The 15,988-nt window shown below is 45.1% G+C and carries 11 protein-coding genes and 1 pseudogene; 8 read left to right on the forward strand and 4 right to left on the reverse strand.

What is annotated here, in order from left to right:
- Positions 1-183: 183 nt before the first annotated feature.
- Both QUB11_RS18395 and hetZ read right to left on the reverse strand, forming a co-directional pair.
- Positions 184-1,254 (reverse strand): hypothetical protein, encoded by a 1,071-nt coding sequence (locus tag QUB11_RS18395; protein ID WP_333205478.1) that lies wholly within the window; start codon positions 1,252-1,254, stop codon positions 184-186.
- A complete protein-coding gene (hetZ, locus tag QUB11_RS18400) occupies positions 1,247-2,428 on the reverse strand; it encodes a heterocyst differentiation protein HetZ (RefSeq protein ID WP_333205477.1) in 1,182 nt (393 codons plus the stop codon). Before hetZ ends, QUB11_RS18395 begins: the two co-directional genes overlap by 8 nt.
- Positions 2,429-3,370: 942 nt before the next feature.
- On the opposite strand from hetZ, the gene QUB11_RS18405 reads away from it, so the two are divergent.
- Positions 3,371-3,910 carry a Dps family protein gene (locus QUB11_RS18405; protein WP_333205474.1) on the forward strand — a complete coding sequence of 180 codons (540 nt, stop codon included), beginning with the start codon at positions 3,371-3,373 and terminating at the stop codon, positions 3,908-3,910.
- Positions 3,911-4,156: 246 nt separating this feature from the next.
- Here the strand turns inward: QUB11_RS18405 and QUB11_RS18410 are convergent, their stop codons facing one another.
- Positions 4,157-5,257 (reverse strand): glycosyltransferase family A protein, encoded by a 1,101-nt coding sequence (locus QUB11_RS18410; RefSeq protein ID WP_333205473.1) that lies wholly within the window; start codon positions 5,255-5,257, stop codon positions 4,157-4,159.
- A 605-nt stretch (positions 5,258-5,862) separates the two neighbouring features.
- Between QUB11_RS18410 and QUB11_RS18415 the strand changes: the two genes are divergently transcribed.
- The 7 genes and pseudogenes from QUB11_RS18415 to QUB11_RS18445 all read left to right on the forward strand — a co-directional run.
- Positions 5,863-6,894 carry a glycosyltransferase family 2 protein gene (locus tag QUB11_RS18415; RefSeq protein WP_333391326.1) on the forward strand — a complete coding sequence of 344 codons (1,032 nt, stop codon included), beginning with the start codon at positions 5,863-5,865 and terminating at the stop codon, positions 6,892-6,894.
- Between the two features lie 128 nt (positions 6,895-7,022).
- Positions 7,023-8,474 (forward strand): NAD(P)/FAD-dependent oxidoreductase, encoded by a 1,452-nt coding sequence (locus QUB11_RS18420; protein ID WP_333205471.1) that lies wholly within the window; start codon positions 7,023-7,025, stop codon positions 8,472-8,474.
- Between the two features lie 272 nt (positions 8,475-8,746).
- Positions 8,747-10,141, forward strand: a complete 1,395-nt coding sequence (locus tag QUB11_RS18425) for a branched-chain amino acid ABC transporter substrate-binding protein (RefSeq protein WP_333205470.1) — start codon at positions 8,747-8,749, stop codon at positions 10,139-10,141.
- Between the two features lie 189 nt (positions 10,142-10,330).
- On the forward strand, positions 10,331-11,407 hold the full coding sequence (locus QUB11_RS18430; protein ID WP_333205469.1) for a branched-chain amino acid ABC transporter permease: 1,077 nt from the start codon (positions 10,331-10,333) through the stop codon (positions 11,405-11,407).
- A 175-nt stretch (positions 11,408-11,582) separates the two neighbouring features.
- Positions 11,583-12,221 (forward strand): IS607 family transposase, encoded by a 639-nt coding sequence (locus tag QUB11_RS18435; protein WP_333205468.1) that lies wholly within the window; start codon positions 11,583-11,585, stop codon positions 12,219-12,221.
- A 179-nt stretch (positions 12,222-12,400) separates the two neighbouring features.
- Positions 12,401-13,381 carry a transposase gene (locus QUB11_RS18440; protein ID WP_333205466.1) on the forward strand — a complete coding sequence of 327 codons (981 nt, stop codon included), beginning with the start codon at positions 12,401-12,403 and terminating at the stop codon, positions 13,379-13,381.
- A gap of 72 nt (positions 13,382-13,453) precedes the next feature.
- A pseudogene (locus QUB11_RS18445) lies at positions 13,454-13,623 on the forward strand (IS701 family transposase); the annotation flags it as partial.
- Positions 13,624-13,996: 373 nt separating this feature from the next.
- Here QUB11_RS18445 and QUB11_RS18450 read toward each other — a convergent pair.
- Positions 13,997-15,688: a glycosyltransferase family 39 protein gene (locus QUB11_RS18450; RefSeq protein WP_333205465.1), complete on the reverse strand. Its 1,692-nt coding sequence runs from the start codon at positions 15,686-15,688 to the stop codon at positions 13,997-13,999.
- Positions 15,689-15,988: the final 300 nt, after the last annotated feature.

The following is a 15,988-nucleotide window of genomic DNA, read 5'->3' on the forward strand; positions in this document are numbered from 1 at the left end:
CTTATTTCTCTCTCATTAGATTTTAGACTGAATCCACAGATTAACTTCACAGATGAATCTGGGTTTTACCTAATATCTAATTTTTTTGGTTTTCCACGACAGAAGTCGCGAAATTGCATCTGTTTTTGTGTGAGGTCACACCAGAGAGTAAACACCTACCTTATTTACTCTAATTACACCTTTCTAGTTGCTATCTTGTCCGGCCAAAATTGGACGAATAGCAAACATCAAAGGTCTGGTCTCGAAGTTTTGGAATCGAACTTCTAGGGCATAAGTCTTGTTAGGTTGTGGGTCAAACAACTCCACACTTAAATGCCCGGAATTCGGACGATGTGCAGTTGCTTCGGCATCTCCTCCCTTGAGTTCCAAACTTCCTGCCCCCGGAAATTGGCACTCAACTCTTAAACACGGCATTGGCTGTTCTCTGTTGGGGTTCGACAGGTATTGAGCCTCCAGAGTCAGCGCACCCAAAGCAGTCAGCCACTCCCGCGAAACCGGCGGTTGATTTACAGGACAATCCAAAGTTAGAGACTCAATGATTTCCTTGGCGGCCAACAGCGACAGCACCATTTGTTGATCGGTACTCGCTGCTTCGTAATTCGGGAAATCTTCTAAATCTAGAAGTCCCCGTAAAGCACCTCGGAGCACTAAACCAGCTAACTCGTTGAGTTCGTGAGACTGGCCCGGAAATAAGCTATCTACAGCGCGAACTAACTTCGATCCTTGCCGCAGCGACGACATTACCAGTTCCTGACAAGGTTCTAGCAGTTGAGCAAAAACCCCTTGGGCGATCGGAATTGGCAGGCGGCCCCACCTGATATTTTGTAGTTGGGGAGTCCAGAGGTGTAGGGGGGGAACCCATTGCGGGGCTACATCGTCTGGGTAATCGTGGTCGTAGCTTTTGAATTCTGTTTCCCAGGGGAACAGCGGCGGGTTAGATTCAATTTCGGCTCTAAGCCTTTGTTTTAACAAGGTCTGAAAACGGTCTTGCACGGTCGGTATTTCTCCAATTGTCTGCGGTTGTGCGGGTGCATTGCTGTGCGCCCCCACTTGATAGTCCAGCGGGTCTGGTTCGTCCCATTCCCAGTATTCCACCCCGGAATTGTCTTCTGTGTCGCCCCACTCTTCTGAGCGAGGGGATGGATTGAGGTTTTCCTCATCTTCGCTAGAGGCATTCGCGATCGGCGCCTGCAATATCCAGTCTAAAAAATGGCGATCGAAAGCCTCTGCATCCCTGTTCGTTTCGTTATTCATCACTAGATGCCCCTTCTCCGGAATCTGAACGATTTCGCAATTCCCAGGCAAGTTCCAGCAATTTAAACCACCGTTTCTGTACCTGGGCTACCGTGCTGCCGAGGGTTTGCGCGATCGCTGACTCTGACAGACCTTGTTGTTTCAACTTTAGCAAACGCTGTCCTTCTGGGCCAATTTGCTCACCAAACGCCTGCCACTGAGAAGGCAGCAAACCCAAATTGCGGTCTAAGTCTGCTTCCAGCCACTGGTGAACAAGTTCCCAGCGGTGCGACATGGCGAACCTGAGCAAATGGTACTTGAAGCGCTGCTGCAAATAGTCTCTTTGGCGGGGAGTTATGCCCAGAAGCGACTCTATTTCATTAGTCGGCAAGTCTTGCAAGCGCAGCACGAAGTAATCGGCGCAGTCTTGTTGGTTGCGCTCTTTCAAATAAGCTACTAATTCGTCAATCACGGTTTGCCGCAGAGATTCTGACTCGTCGCCTTGGGGGCGAATTGCCGCCGAACCCTGTCCGGCCATCGCTTCCCGCACTGAGTACACCGAGGTGTCGTTCCAAGTTTGATCGGAATCTGAAGCCCCTCCGTCGGCGGCTTGTTCCATATCTACGGAGGTTTCTTTCGGCTGCTGCTGGGAAAAGGTTTGGGCCCGTAAAATAATTAGTTGCTGGCTGCGGTTCCGAGGTAAAGGAATGCGCCGCTTGCCAAAGCGCTCTACAAAGGCCATGTACTCTGCTAGTTCTAAGCGAGTGCGGGGACTGTAGGTGGGTGGCAGTTGGGTTTCGCGCCGGAATGCCTTTAAAGCTTCCAGATAAAATCCTTGCAAAAAATCTTTGATCAGTTCTACTCGCGCCTGATAGCTAGACTGCACCTGCGGAGGGGTGATGTAGCGATAGACGATCGCGCTGAGGGTACTGTGCAATTCTACTCGCCCGGGCCCGGAGCCTAAATTGTAATAGTGGAGGCATTGTTGCAAGCGGTGCTGAGCGAGGCTCTGGGCTGAACCTTCTATATCTCCAGAGGCTTGAATCCGCTGGCTTTCAGTGCATATCCTGTTGACTTCTGCTGCGAGTCGCCCTGCTACATCTTGGCAGTTCTGCTCAGACGCGCGAGTGGACTTTTTAAGTTCGTCTAACAGCAGTTGAAATATGGTTTCCACGCTCTGGCAGATTTCCCGCATGATGGTTTACAGCTAACAATGAAAGTACCACAGTTAGTCAAAGTATGGATAAATCTTTCCTACTGCTACTTTACCCCGTATTCCCCAGATAGGACAAACTGCAATGCCCTCTTTCTCCTCCTTCGCGCCAACACAGAGGACTGCTTTTTTTATCTGTCCTGGAGGCGCCATCGGCCACAAACCAGGTTTAAACAGTTGCCATTGCAACGATGGTTCATCAGAGTGTCGGATTTGATAAAGCCTTCATGGGGGCCTAAAACGCTAAACTGCCGTTGATACCTTGGGCAAGCGTGCTGTGGTGGTCACAGCAGCGCAAGTCTTTCTGAAGGTGAAGCGAGCACACAACTTCTTCCGGCGGTCTACCAGATGGGACAAAGGGTTTCACGGCTGTATTTGAGCTGGGTCTTCCGCCACTTTTGCCATAAAGTTTCGACTGCGCGAGCCCGTCTGTTTCTTGGCAGCATCCTTCAACGTCGATTTAACGGTTTGACTCAATATCATTTCTAGCATCCCAATCACACAGATCAGAACCCCTCATGTCCCAAAATCTGTTTCCTAGCCTTCTAGGATAAATGGGGTTATATTTAATTGCAAGTCCCTTATACCGTCATTTAAACCCGATCGCACAATTAAGTGTGTGTGATGTTCGTTAACTTCGGCATAAATTCCTTTATTATTACTAACAATCAGAGTGCAGCCTTTTTATAGCCGGATTGAGCGGGGGCTCCCCTGCTGCCCAATCGGTGTGATCGCCAAACAAAGGCGCTGCGGAACAAGAAGTTTCATTGCATCTATCTAAGGGTATCAATATTGCTATTACTTTCACCTGAAAAGCAGATATTTTACTAAAGTGCGATCGTCTTCGATCGTCCTCTGGGTTGATGTAAGTGGCTGCCGAAATTTGTTCTAATAGTAAAGTTAGAGTTGAAGGAACAATTTTCAATGCGTAAGTTAAACATAGGTCTATCTGACGAGCAACGTGCAGGCGTTATCGAACTATTGAATCACGACCTGGCAGATGCTTATCTGCTGTTAATCAAAACCAAAAAGTATCACTGGGATGTAGTGGGCCCGCAGTTTCGATCGCTCCACCAGTTGTGGGAAGAACACTATCAGGCGTTAACACTAAATATCGATGCTATGGCTGAACGGGTGAGAACTTTAGGTGGCTATCCAATTGGTACTGCTGAGGGTTTTCTGAAGTACGGCTCGATTCAAGAACATATCGGCGATTTGCCTTTGGCTACGGAAATGGTAGCGCGTTTAGTTGATGACCACGAACTGATTATTCGCAATCTCCGCAAACACGTTGAACAGTGCGGTGAAGAGTTTAAGGATGATGGAACCGCAGACTTTTTGACTGGTTTGATGGAACAGCACGAGCAAATGGCTTGGATGTTGCGCTCGTTTATTGAAGGGGAATCCCTGTCGCCAGACGGCCAGCAGCCACAAGCTAAAACTCCTACAGCTTCTCACGCTTAGAAAGATTAAGTAGAAGGAAGAAGAAAGTTCGGCAACGGATGCTGTAACGGATGTAACGGATGTAACGGATGTCAGTCCGATGGCAGTCGGAAGAAGGAAGAAGGAAGAAGGAAGAATGGAAAATTTAGATTTTTTTATTTAACCCTCTTTCCTAATTGTGGATCGACCAAGCACGCACAATTAAACACCCTCTAGCTTCCTCTAAAACCCGGTTTATTCAAAAAACCGGGTTTTTCAATGTTGGGTTTATTTAGATTTTAGATTTTCTAAACTGTTGAATCGCATTCTTTCATATACTTGCGAGGGTAACATTCTGTGAGCCTTCGTCCGCGTCTCAATCCTAGCCAGTGTCGTTCCTTCACTCGATTCAGATGCTGGTTTTAACTCTAACCCTGATGCAGGTCGCGGTGTAACTATTATTTTTAATATACTTTCTATTGACAGCAGATACAAATTGTGTCGCAAAAGTGCCATTGATAAATCTTCTTTGAAAGCTCTATAAAGCCAAGATAATGTACTGCGGTGATTGCCGCTGCGGTTGCTTTTAACAGCTAAGTAAATGTAAAAATTGCTGCTAGACCAGCGATAAATGCTGCTGGGAATTTCGGGATGTTGCTGTCGAACATCTGCCATAATTAAAGAGTGAGATTTGGCCATTGCTGCATAGTTGCTAGACATACTGCTGGCAATCTGCCGATAGCCAACTAAGTATTCTGGTACGACTTTAAATTGATAATGTTCGGCTATGCGGAGGTGAAGTTCCCAGTCTTCACAGCCTTGAGCGTTTTCTAGTTTAAGTTGGCCGTTGTAACCGCCGACTTTGGCAAAACAAACGCGGCGGATTAGAGATGAGCTGGCATTGCCTATAAAATATTTATAAATTAATGCTGTGTAAACTTCTCCTTCGATGGTGGAGTTATAAAATCCACCTGTGAGCAAGTCTTTTTCATTTATATCAACTGACCAGGAATAGACAACTCCGACAGATGGTGCTGAGGAATTCAGGCATTTAACTTGTTTTTCTAGGTTTTGCGGATACCAAATATCGTCGGCATCGATGGGAGCAATATATTCGCCTTTTGATTTTTCAATGGCTAGGTTGCGGGCGACGGCGACGCCGGCATTTGATTGGTGGAATAAGCTGACTCGGCTATCTTTTTGAGCCAAAGATTGGACGATTTCGGCTGTTGTATCTGTAGAGCCGTCATCAACTACTAAAACTTCTATGTTTTGATAAGTTTGAGATAAGACAGACTCTAAGGTTTTAGCAATAAAATTTTCAGCGTTGAAAGCTGGTATGATGACTGAAACTAATGGCTGATTTAAAGTGTTTTGGGAGGTGTTCATGTAATATAAAAAAGGGTTTATGTAAAAGTTTTGGTTCAAAGGGAGCTAGCTAAGGGTATGTTAGCAAATTACTAAAGCTCGATCGTACAGCGTCGGAAATTTTAAGAGGTATATTTAAAATATATTGCCAAAAGTCATAAAATGTGCATTTAGCCCGCAGTCGCGATCGAGACTTGGTGCAAAAGTCACTCGCGGATGAGGTCTGTAAAAGCAATTGTACCGCGCAAGTCCTGACAGTTTCCGGGTGTCCGTATAAACGATGTTTGATTTTATACGGTGTACCTACTTATAAAATCAAAGTCTTGTGCATTGCAACACAGCCTCACCAAAATGCTGCTGGGGCTTTTTCCCAAGTTTACACAAACAATGATATATTTAAAGATTTTGTAAAGCGGTTGTCTAAATCAGGTCATTCTCAGCAAGATATGGCGTAAAATAAAGGTAAGAATGGGGAAAATCAAATCGAGAATACCAGAAAAAATCTAGTTGAAGACAAACAGAAATCGAGTTATAAATAAAAAAGTAGAGCTGATTTTACCCCTCGTAAAGTAGCATCAATAAAATTCCAGCAAATTGTAGCCCCTGCAATTTAAACACTTTAGGTAATGATTTCTACCGCCGACCCCACTGTATCCGTTATTATCCCAGTCCACAACGGGGGCTCTTACTTCCGCACCTGTTTGTCAAAACTGGCTCAAGCTGTGCCCAGGCCGATCGAGATTATTGTAGTAGCAGATGGCGAAAGCGACGGTTCTTGGCGTCTGGCCAAGGAATTCGGCGCCAAAGTGATCAGAATTCCAGAATGCGGGGGCCCAGCGCGGGCAAGGAATTTGGGTGCCCAAGCTGCAAAGGGAGATATTCTGTTTTTTGTGGATGCTGATGTCGCTGTTTGTCCAGAAGCTGTGGGCTATGCGATATCGGTGTTCAAAAATAATCCCTACTTAGCTGCTTTCATTGGCTCTTACGACGATGATCCGGGAGATCCTGATTTTCTATCGCAGTACAGGAACTTGCTGCACCACTACGTGCACCAAACAGGTAACGAAGAAGCTTCGACTTTTTGGGGCGCTTGCGGAGTGATTCGCCGGGAAATTTTTTTGCAGATGGGTGGCTTTAATGAGAGTTACCGCCAAGCTTCGATCGAAGATATTGAGTTCGGCTACCGTTTGAAACAAGCAGGTTATAACATTCGGCTGTGCAAAACATTGCAGGTGAAACATTTAAAGCAGTGGAAACCTATGGGTATGGTGAAAGCTGACTTTTTCTACCGAGCACTGCCTTGGACAGAACTGATTTGGCGCGATCGCAAATTGAATAACGACCTCAACTTGCAAGTTTCAAACCGCATCAGCGTGATTTTAACTTATGCAGTGCTGCTGGCAATTTTGGGGACGTGCTGGTCGCTGAGCTTTCTGCTACTGGCTGGTTTGCTGGCAATACCCCTGGTAGCAATTAATGCACCACTTTACCGATTTTTTTACCGTAAACACGGTATCCTATTTGCCCTGAAAACTATTCCTTGGCACTGGCTTTTCTACTTTTACAGCGGACTGGCATTCGCGATCGGCACTGGTCGCTACTTATACCAAAAAAAGCCTGTGACTGGCAAAGTTAGCTTGCCGGTATCCGCTCAATAAATCAAGGTAATTTGTGCTTAAACATCAGGTAGATCGATAGTTTCTCAGGGTATTCACGGGTGCATCTATCCCTTTAACAAGTTATAAATAACTGTATAGTTTGGATAAAAAAGCTGGAGGTAGGCTGAGTGAAACATTATCCTGTGGCGATCGTCGGTGCAGGCCCGGCGGGTTTGACGGCAGCTTACGAGCTAGTCAAACAAGGCATCATCCCTGTTGTACTAGAAAAAGGTGATAAAGTTGGGGGAATAGCTCGCACCGAAACCTACAAAGGCTATCGTTTCGACATTGGCGGCCACCGCTTTTATACTAAAGTTGAAGCCGTGCAGCAGTTGTGGCAAGAGGTGCTGGGAAATGAGTTTATTAAAGTGCCACGATTGTCGCGAATTTTTTATCGAGGGAAATTTTTTAACTATCCGATTAGTGCCTTCAATACTCTCTTTAACTTGGGCATAATTGAGAGTACGCTGATTATTTTGAGTTATCTGAAAGTGAGAATTAGGCCACTTACGGAAGAAAAAACTTTTGAACAGTGGGTGATCAATCGTTTTGGCGAACGCTTGTATAAAACATTTTTTAAGACTTACACTGAAAAAGTTTGGGGCATTCCTTGTTCGGAAATTCAAGCAGATTGGGCAGCGCAGCGGATTAAAGGATTGTCGCTGACGACTGCAATTATTAATGCTTTGTTTGGCAGCAACGACACTAAAACATTAATCAAAGAATTTGATTATCCGGCTTTGGGGCCGGGGATGATGTGGGAAAAGTTCGCGGAAGCTGTGGAGAATAAAGACGGCAAAGTTTATCTCGATACTAAAGTGATTAGCTTTGAGCGTGAAGGTAATAAGATTAAAAGTATTACTGCAGAGCAAAACGGAGAATTAGTTCAATATTCGGCTGATAATTTCATTACGAGTATGCCGATATCGGCGCTGGTAGCAAGAATGAAACCGCAGCCGCCAGAAGAGGTATTGCACGCGGCGCGATCGCTAAAATATCGAGATTTTTTGATTGTATCGCTGATTGTCGATCGCAAGGATTTGTTTCCTGACAACTGGATTTACATTCACTCCCCCGAAGTCAAAGTTGGACGAATTCAAAACTTTAAAAATTGGAGCGCGGCTTTAGTTCCAGATGTCAGCAAAAGTTGTTTAGGAATGGAATATTTCTGTAGCGTAGGCGACGAGATTTGGGAAATGTCGGACGCGGAACTTATCGAATTAGCAACTCGCGAGTTGGTTGGTTTGGGTTTAGCAACAACTGCGGAGGTTGAAGATGGAGTTGTCATACGGCAACTTAAAGCTTATCCAGTTTATGATGGGGAATATCGAGCACACTTGCAGGTACTTGAAGGTTTTTTGAAGGGATTTGAGAATTTGCAGACGATCGGGCGAAACGGTATGCACCGATACAACAACCAAGACCATTCCATGCTGACGGGAATCCTGGCTGTGAGAAATATTCTCGGCGAAAAGCACGATTTGTGGGATGTGAATACTGAGCGATCGTACTATGAAGATTTTAGTGTCGATCGCTCAAAAGAAAAAAGCGATTCGGATTTGATTTCGCAATCAAGCTGATTTGACGCTGGAGCTTTGAGAAAGGGAAAGGAAATCTGTATTTTCCTTTCCCTTTTAGTTTTTAACTGGTTGAACAGGTTTTAACTGGTTCTCCGGAAGATCCTGGAAACCCATTGACCGAGGCTCTGCCTCGTTTGCTGGCCCAGTACGCCTTCCCACCAAGAGCACGGGAACGAGAGAAGAAGCTTGTTGCAGCGGTGTATCTTTAAGAGTTCACGTAAAACTTGAAAATCTGTGCTAACTCTTGACTTACAGACTTAGAGAGTGGAAATATGCTAAAACGCAACCAACAAACGAACCAACCTATGAACTTTTCCCAGAAGTCAGGCGGCAAAAGTGCCACACCCCCAAAAATCAACTCAACACACAATCTCGCCGTCGTAGGATTGCGGAAATTACTTTTTGCCGCCGGAATAGCCTCTCTGTGCGCTAGCTGTCAAAATCCTGAAGCACCCACCGCCACAACTCCCGGAGGCAGCCCCGGAACCAGTCCCGCAGCCACTCCCGTCGCAGTCAGCAGCCCCGGCGACCCAAATACTGTCAAGATTGTCTCCATGCTCCCGATGACAGGCAGCGCCTTGGGTCAAGCTCAAACAATGGTCAACGGCATCCAACAAGCCCTCGCCGAAACCAACTCGAAAGCTTGCGACGGCAAAATCCAAATCCAATACGAAGTTTTCGATGACGCCACCGCCGCCGCCGGCAAATGGGACCCGGCCCAAGTAACCTCGAACTCTAACAAAGCCGTCGCTGACGGTTCGGTAGTTGCCGTCATCGGTCACTATAACTCCGGTGCAGCCAAACTTTCCATTCCCGTGCTCAACCAAGCTAACATTGTCATGATCAGTCCGGCCAACACTTATCCGGGACTGACTAAACCAGGAAAAGGCGAAGCCAAAGAACCCAACGTTTATTATCCCGCTGGCACTCGTAATTTCACCCGCGTTGTCCCCGCTGACGACCTTCAAGGTGCTGTAGCTGGCAACTGGGCGAAATCTTTAGGGGTGCAAAAAGTTTACATTCTCGACGACCAAGAACTCTACGGCAAAGGCATCGCTGATGTTTTTGAAGCCACTGCTAAAAAGTTGGGAATTCAAGTCCTCGGAAGAGAGGGAATTGATATTAAAGCTAGCGACTATAAGGCGTTAATGAATAAAATCAAAGCTTTAAATCCCGACATGATTTACTTCGGTGGCACTACTCAGAGCAATGCCGGACAAATAATTAAAGACATGAGAAATGTTGGGATGGCGGCTGATGCAGTTAAGTTCATGGGGCCCGACGGCATTAAAGAGCAAGCTTTAATTGACGCGGCGGGCAAAGATGCCGAAGGAATTTACGCTACTTTTGGCGGCTTGCCTCCTCAAGAATTGACGGGTGTGGGTGCGAAGTGGTACGAAAGTTACAAGGCAAAATATAATGCTGAACCGGAAGCTTATGCAGCTTATGCCTATGAAGCTGCTAAAGTTGCGATCGGCGCAATTAATAAAGTTTGCAAAAATGACCGCGCTGCTATCCGCGAAGCTGTGTTGGCAACTAAAGATTTTAACGGGGTACTCGGCACTTGGAGTTTTGACACCAACGGCGACACAAGCTTGACTACAATGTCAGGAAATGTGGTTAAAGGTGGCAAGTGGGAGTTCGTGAATGCGCTCAAGACCGAATAATTAATTAGAGGGCAGAGGGAAGTTAGGCAACGGATTTTATAACGGCTGTAACGGATCTCGGAAAGAAGGAAGAAGGAAGAAGGGATAATAAAAAATTATGCCTTTTTCCTTCTCCCTCCAATGTCCCATGCCCGATGCCCGATTCCCAATTCCCAATTCCCAATTCCCAATTCCCAATTACTCAAAAACATGAAGAACTGGAAAAGTATTCTCTTATATCTAGGTGTAGTTTATATAGTTTTGCTATTAGGCCCGATCGCAGGATTTGATTTGCCAAAAATCGTTGGAGAAATACTCAGCAATCCTGAAGTTTTGATTCAACAATTATTAGTTGGTCTGGTCAACGGCGCGCTGATTGCAATTATTGCCTTGGGTTACACTATGGTTTATGGCATTATTGAGTTAATCAATTTTGCTCACGGCGATTTGTATATGTTGGGTGCTTTTGCTTCCCTAACCGTGTTCGGAGCTTTTGGGATTCAAGATGGCGCACCTTTAGCTGTTGCTATACCGGTGATGTTAGTTGCTTTAATTGTATGTTCGGTGTTTTGTGCTGGGCTGAATATTGTTGTGGAAAAGTATGCTTATCGACCTTTGCGAAATGCTCCCCGTTTAGCTCCTTTAATTTCGGCTATCGGAGTTTCTTTTATTTTCCAAAATATGGGGTTATTTTGGGGAGGATTGAAAGCTTTTATTCCAGTGATGGGTTCTAATTCGGCGGCGCCGAAAAGTTTTCCCGATTTGTTACCGCGAGTGGATATTTTCAAAGCTTTGGGAATTCAAACGAGTATTGTATTTACTACGAAAGATTTAATTGTGTTGGTGGTGGCGGTGGTATTGATGGTTTTGCTTCATGTTTTTGTGCAATACACTCGTCTGGGAAAGGCGATGCGGGCAACGGCTCAAAGCCGCGATGCTGCTAAAATTATGGGAATTAATGTGGATCAGATTATTGCTCTGACTTTTTTGATTGGGGGAGCTTTGGCGGGTTCGGCTGGAATTCTGGTTGGTCTGTACAACAATACTATTGTTTTTACGATGGGGTTTACGGCGGGTTTGAGGGCTTTTACGGCGGCGGTTTTGGGGGGAATTGGCAATATTGTGGGGGCGATGTTAGGAGGGGTTTTGATTGGGTTGCTGTCGTCTTTAAGCGATCAGTATTTGTCGAGCCGCTGGACTAATGCTTGGGTGTTTGGGGTTTTAGTGGTGATTTTGGCTTTTCGGCCAGGGGGTTTGTTGGGCGAGAATGTTCAGGAGAAGGTTTGAAGTGGCACGGTTGAAATAATGGCAAGAGATACTTATCGGGACTTAAACAAAAAATACGAGCTAAATGAGTTCTAATGCTTGAAGAGTAATCTCCAGGACGAGTTTTTCTTAGACATTTCCCGCCATAAGGCAGACAATTGATAGAGACTGAGATAATTCACTCAAAAAACCCAATATGTCCACATATGTACCACCAAGAATCGCTATTCAACGACTTGGAGTATGTTCAAAAACCCTTGAAAGGTGGGAAAAAGAAGGGAAAATCAAAGCATACCGAACGCCGTCAGGACAGCGACGCTACGACGGAGACTCAGTTGTCAATATTCCATCTACTAAACCAACCATCCTCTACGCCAGAGTTAGCAGTCGAAGTCAAAAAGCCGACCTTCTCCGACAGGCTGACTTTCTTCTGTCTCGCTACCCCGGATGTGAAATTATCCAAAACATTGGGAGCGGTCTTAACTTCAAAAGAAAAGGTCTTATCACCCTACTGGAATACATTTACACGGGCGACATCGGAATGGTTGTCGTTGCCTCAAAAGATAGATTATGCCGGTTCGGATTCGATATTATCTCATGGTTCGCAGAGCGGGGCGGGTGTAAGATTTTGGTTCTCAACAATAGTTCACTTAGTCCAGAAAGAGAAATGGTTGAAGATATACTCGCCATCATCCACGGCGACCGTTGCCGATTGTACGGACTCAGAAAGTATAAAAAGCAAATCATTGAAGACTTTGACGTACCGAGTTTACCCAAAGGGGGAGACGAAGAAAGTCTGGATGTTGAGAATTCACGCCAATCGCAAAGTGTATAACAATGCAATCGCTTACCTGAATCAGCATCAAGGAAAGTTCACCTACTACACTGTAGACAAAAAGACTAATCAGCCAGTCTCAAAAACTTCTGGTAAGCAAGCTTTTCGGAGTTACTGTAAAACTCGCTTGTTGCGAGATCATCCCGGAATGGTGCAAAGAATTGGGAATAGCACATAGTTTGGACAACGCCCTTTTCGAGGCTTATACAGCTTGGAAGAAAACCGACAAACAGCCAGCTCAGTTAGGTAAAGGAAAAAAGGCAAAACCCAATCCTTTAGTCGGATTGAAATTAGCTCGATTCAGGTCAATTCGAGCCCAAAAACAGACTATTCAGTTCGCTCCGGGTGACTATAAGAACGGTCATCTAATGCTCAATGCTAGCAAAGGTCTAGAAAAACCTCTCTGGACTGGGCAGGATTCCTGCTTAATCAACTATGACAAGGCAGTAGAAGTCACCTACAATAAGGGACGCTGGTTCGTAAATATGCCTATAGATATGGACGTTCCAGAACCCAAAAATGGCGGCAAGACCATCGCACTCGACCCCGGACTGCGCTGTTTCCTGACTGGATTTGATGGCAATTCTTTTACTGAATTTGGAAAGCATGACTTTGGGAAGATTGCGCGATTGTGCCAGCATTTGGATAAGATGCAGTCAAAATTTGGATGCTCAAAGGGCGGTCAGTTTTCTCGATTGCGTTATCGGCTAAAACAAGCAATGGAGAAAGTTAGAACTAAAATCAAAAACCTGCGGTCGGAAATTCACAAGCAGGTAGCGAGCTATTTAGCACGGAATTACGATGTTATTTACCTACCTACTTTTGAAACTTCTCAAATGGTGGCAAGAGGTAGTCGCAAACTTAATTCCAAGTCGGCGAGGGCGATGATGACTTGGGCATTTTATCAGTTCTCGCAAACCTTAGAACATCTCTGTAATCGTTACGGTTCGAGATTGGTTAGAGTGACGGAAGAATATACTTCCAAAACTTGTACAAAATGCGGTCATATTCAGAGAAAGTTAGGTGGCTCTAAAACTTTGAGATGTCCCAACTGCGGTTATGAAATACCTCGCGATTTCAATGGCGCTTTAGGAATTTTTCTTAAAGCTTTGTGGGATACCACCATACTCTCAGACGTATCTGATGAGTGTGCTATCTGAAGATTTTCGCCGATTGTCGGGGATTGTCTGAATTAAAAGTATCAGCAAGCATATAACGTTAAATAATGAGCAATGAAAGAGACGACCCCCGCCGCGATGCCCCCCTGCTTTGATAAATGGTGTCAAAGATTTGACGATATCTTTGGTCATCAAGCTCAAAAACGGGAGTTAGGAACTATTTAGGCGGATTATTGGGATATCGGGAGCGAAAAAACCCCTCGCAGATGGCGCCAAACGCCGTTGCTTAAAGTTGTGCTGGGATTCAAGGTCAAAAAATCAAGGCAATGGGAAGTCAAAAATATGTGGGTAGGTTAACTGAATACGGGCGCTCGATACCTCGCCATAGTAGTTTTTGGATGGGATTATAGGGTAAATGTGGGGCGCAGCGAAGCGGAGGGAGTTGGCGTGGAATGCAAGTCAATACATTATTACGCTCATTAATCGGAATTAGGCGCAATAAACTACGATTTTTTCCGAGGGGTATGAGGGCTATGTCATTAATTCTATCAATGTTTTGACTCTAGTTGTCACCCCCTCAGCGGTAATGCTTGTATCACACTTTAAATGCAAAACAGCTTATATGGATTGTCCAGTGACCCACTCACTCATGCCATTTCAATAATCTACTCCCGACAAATAAGACCCCAAAGTACCCTGGTTCGAGCGCTTGGTTGTTTTAATTTTGGGAGGCCTTCGATAAATAACCCAGTTGGGTGTTTCTTGATAGAGTTCCAATGTTTTTTGAATGTAGGCAACCAATTTAGGGTTATCTTTGGCAATTTGATTATTGCCATATTTAACAATTCCCATCCAATCGGCTCCCTGGGTAATCAAATCTTCCAAGATGGCAATTAAAGTATCATCTGTTATGGGATATTTCCAATAAATACTATTCTTTATCCTGCTCTCTTGAGGACTCGAAGGAGGAGAACCCCAATAAATAGCCGGAGGAAAAACCCAGCCACGTCGGCGACTATAATAGATAGCGACGGGATCGCCACCTCCACGATTAGCTATAGTAACAACAAGGTCACTTGGTTGAGTTATTTGCTGCAAAGCTATCCCTAGTTCGTAGCCATCTTTTGCCACAGGAGAATAGCACCATACGTTTAACTGTCTATAACCAATTCCAGAAATGATTAGTAGTATTGCCGTTATGAGTGCTAATGCTGAAGATGAACCTCCGGCTCGCTTGGCGAATGAAGCAAGTGCTATCAGGCCATTTCCTGCTAAAGCGGCGGCGGCTGGGTTAACAATATTTAAATTCGAGTAATTTGTGACGAGCTGTTGAGCGCCAATGAAGTAATAAATCGCAAAAGCAAGTATCCACCAATGAAACATCCCTGGTACTCGTGCGGCTACATTACTTGGCTGCTGCTCTGATTCTTGGGTAGAAACTTTATAATTAGGGGGAACGAATAAACCAATAGCAACAAGGAGCATGATGGGATATGTCCAAATCCGCCGAGAAATAAGATGATAAAGTTCAGGGATAAAATATTTCTTTTGTAACCATTCCCGTAACCCATGATCCCAAAGCCAGTTCCCGCTGCCAGCAAAGTGGTAAGGCGGATAGGTGAGAGCAAGATGCCTCGCCCACAAATAATAGGCAGCTACGGGCAGGAGGATGGAAATGGCAGCTACTCCAATTACTATCAGCTTTTTCGGACGCAGTAATCCTCGATTACCCAGGACAACAAATATTGTATAGAGCATCGGAATGCCAATGATTAAACCTGGTAGTTTGGTTAAAAAGCCCCAAGTTGCAAAGAGGGTGGCAAGCAATAAATAGTACCAGCGGTCAGTTTGTAGGTAAGCAATCAGCATCCAGAAGCTTGTTACAACTAATGCCACCATTGCCGGGTCGGGAAGGAAAGACCGATCCACATATATATGGCCTGGAAAAATTGCGAGAATTGCGGCACTCATAAGAGCGCGATCCCGATCCCAAATACGATAAACTAACTGATAGAAGGCAAATATTCCCCACAAGCTAAACAGGACAACGACGCTGCGTCCCACCCAATCATGCTGTCCCAATAAAGTATAGAGAAGGGCTGTAATATAAGTAACTGTTTGAAATTCCCGTCCATTATAGCTAGGCCCTGGCCCATCCCAGCTAACTTCAGGGTAGAAGATATTCCCATTTCTGCGATAGAAATTTTCGGCCATCATGGCTGTGCTTGACTGCCGCCAACTAAAGCTATCAATAAATGGCTGATTGATATTAATCAATCGGAAAATAGCTGCCACTACAAGAATTGATATCAGGAGATAAGTGGTGTTCCTATAAATTGGAATTTTCATGTTGGCTGTGATGAGATAAAAAAATCTCTGACCTGTAAAACTACGCGGTAAGCTAGTGGAACCTAGACAAGGGCAGCGCTAGCTAATTAACTGTACATCTTGGAAGATATCTTGGTCAAGTGGAGTACGCTAACCAGCAAAGAGGGGGAGCCTTCACAGCCTGCTCCCCCAAAAGGTTGCAGGTTCTCTCCTGCATAATTCTTGTTTTAATTGTCTGATCTCGACTTGTGCTTGAAAATTCGGCGTTGCTGATTTACGGTATGAAAGACTAAATATGCCAATCATAGAAACCAGTATCCA

The organism is Microcoleus sp. B6-A1 (assembly GCF_036705085.1).
Taxonomy (GTDB): domain Bacteria; phylum Cyanobacteriota; class Cyanobacteriia; order Cyanobacteriales; family Microcoleaceae; genus Microcoleus.

Bases quoted from the DNA above. Each gene is read 5' to 3' on its own strand.
- QUB11_RS18395 (WP_333205478.1), bottom strand. From the start codon at position 1,254: ATGAATAACGAAACGAACAGGGATGCAGAGGCTTTCGATCGCCATTTT.
- hetZ (WP_333205477.1), bottom strand. From the start codon at position 2,428: ATGCGGGAAATCTGCCAGAGCGTGGAAACCATATTTCAACTGCTGTTA.
- QUB11_RS18405 (WP_333205474.1), top strand. From the start codon at position 3,371: ATGCGTAAGTTAAACATAGGTCTATCTGACGAGCAACGTGCAGGCGTT.
- QUB11_RS18410 (WP_333205473.1), bottom strand. From the start codon at position 5,257: ATGAACACCTCCCAAAACACTTTAAATCAGCCATTAGTTTCAGTCATC.
- QUB11_RS18415 (WP_333391326.1), top strand. From the start codon at position 5,863: ATGATTTCTACCGCCGACCCCACTGTATCCGTTATTATCCCAGTCCAC.
- QUB11_RS18425 (WP_333205470.1), top strand. From the start codon at position 8,747: ATGCTAAAACGCAACCAACAAACGAACCAACCTATGAACTTTTCCCAG.
- QUB11_RS18430 (WP_333205469.1), top strand. From the start codon at position 10,331: ATGAAGAACTGGAAAAGTATTCTCTTATATCTAGGTGTAGTTTATATA.
- QUB11_RS18435 (WP_333205468.1), top strand. From the start codon at position 11,583: ATGTCCACATATGTACCACCAAGAATCGCTATTCAACGACTTGGAGTA.
- QUB11_RS18450 (WP_333205465.1), bottom strand. From the start codon at position 15,688: ATGAAAATTCCAATTTATAGGAACACCACTTATCTCCTGATATCAATT.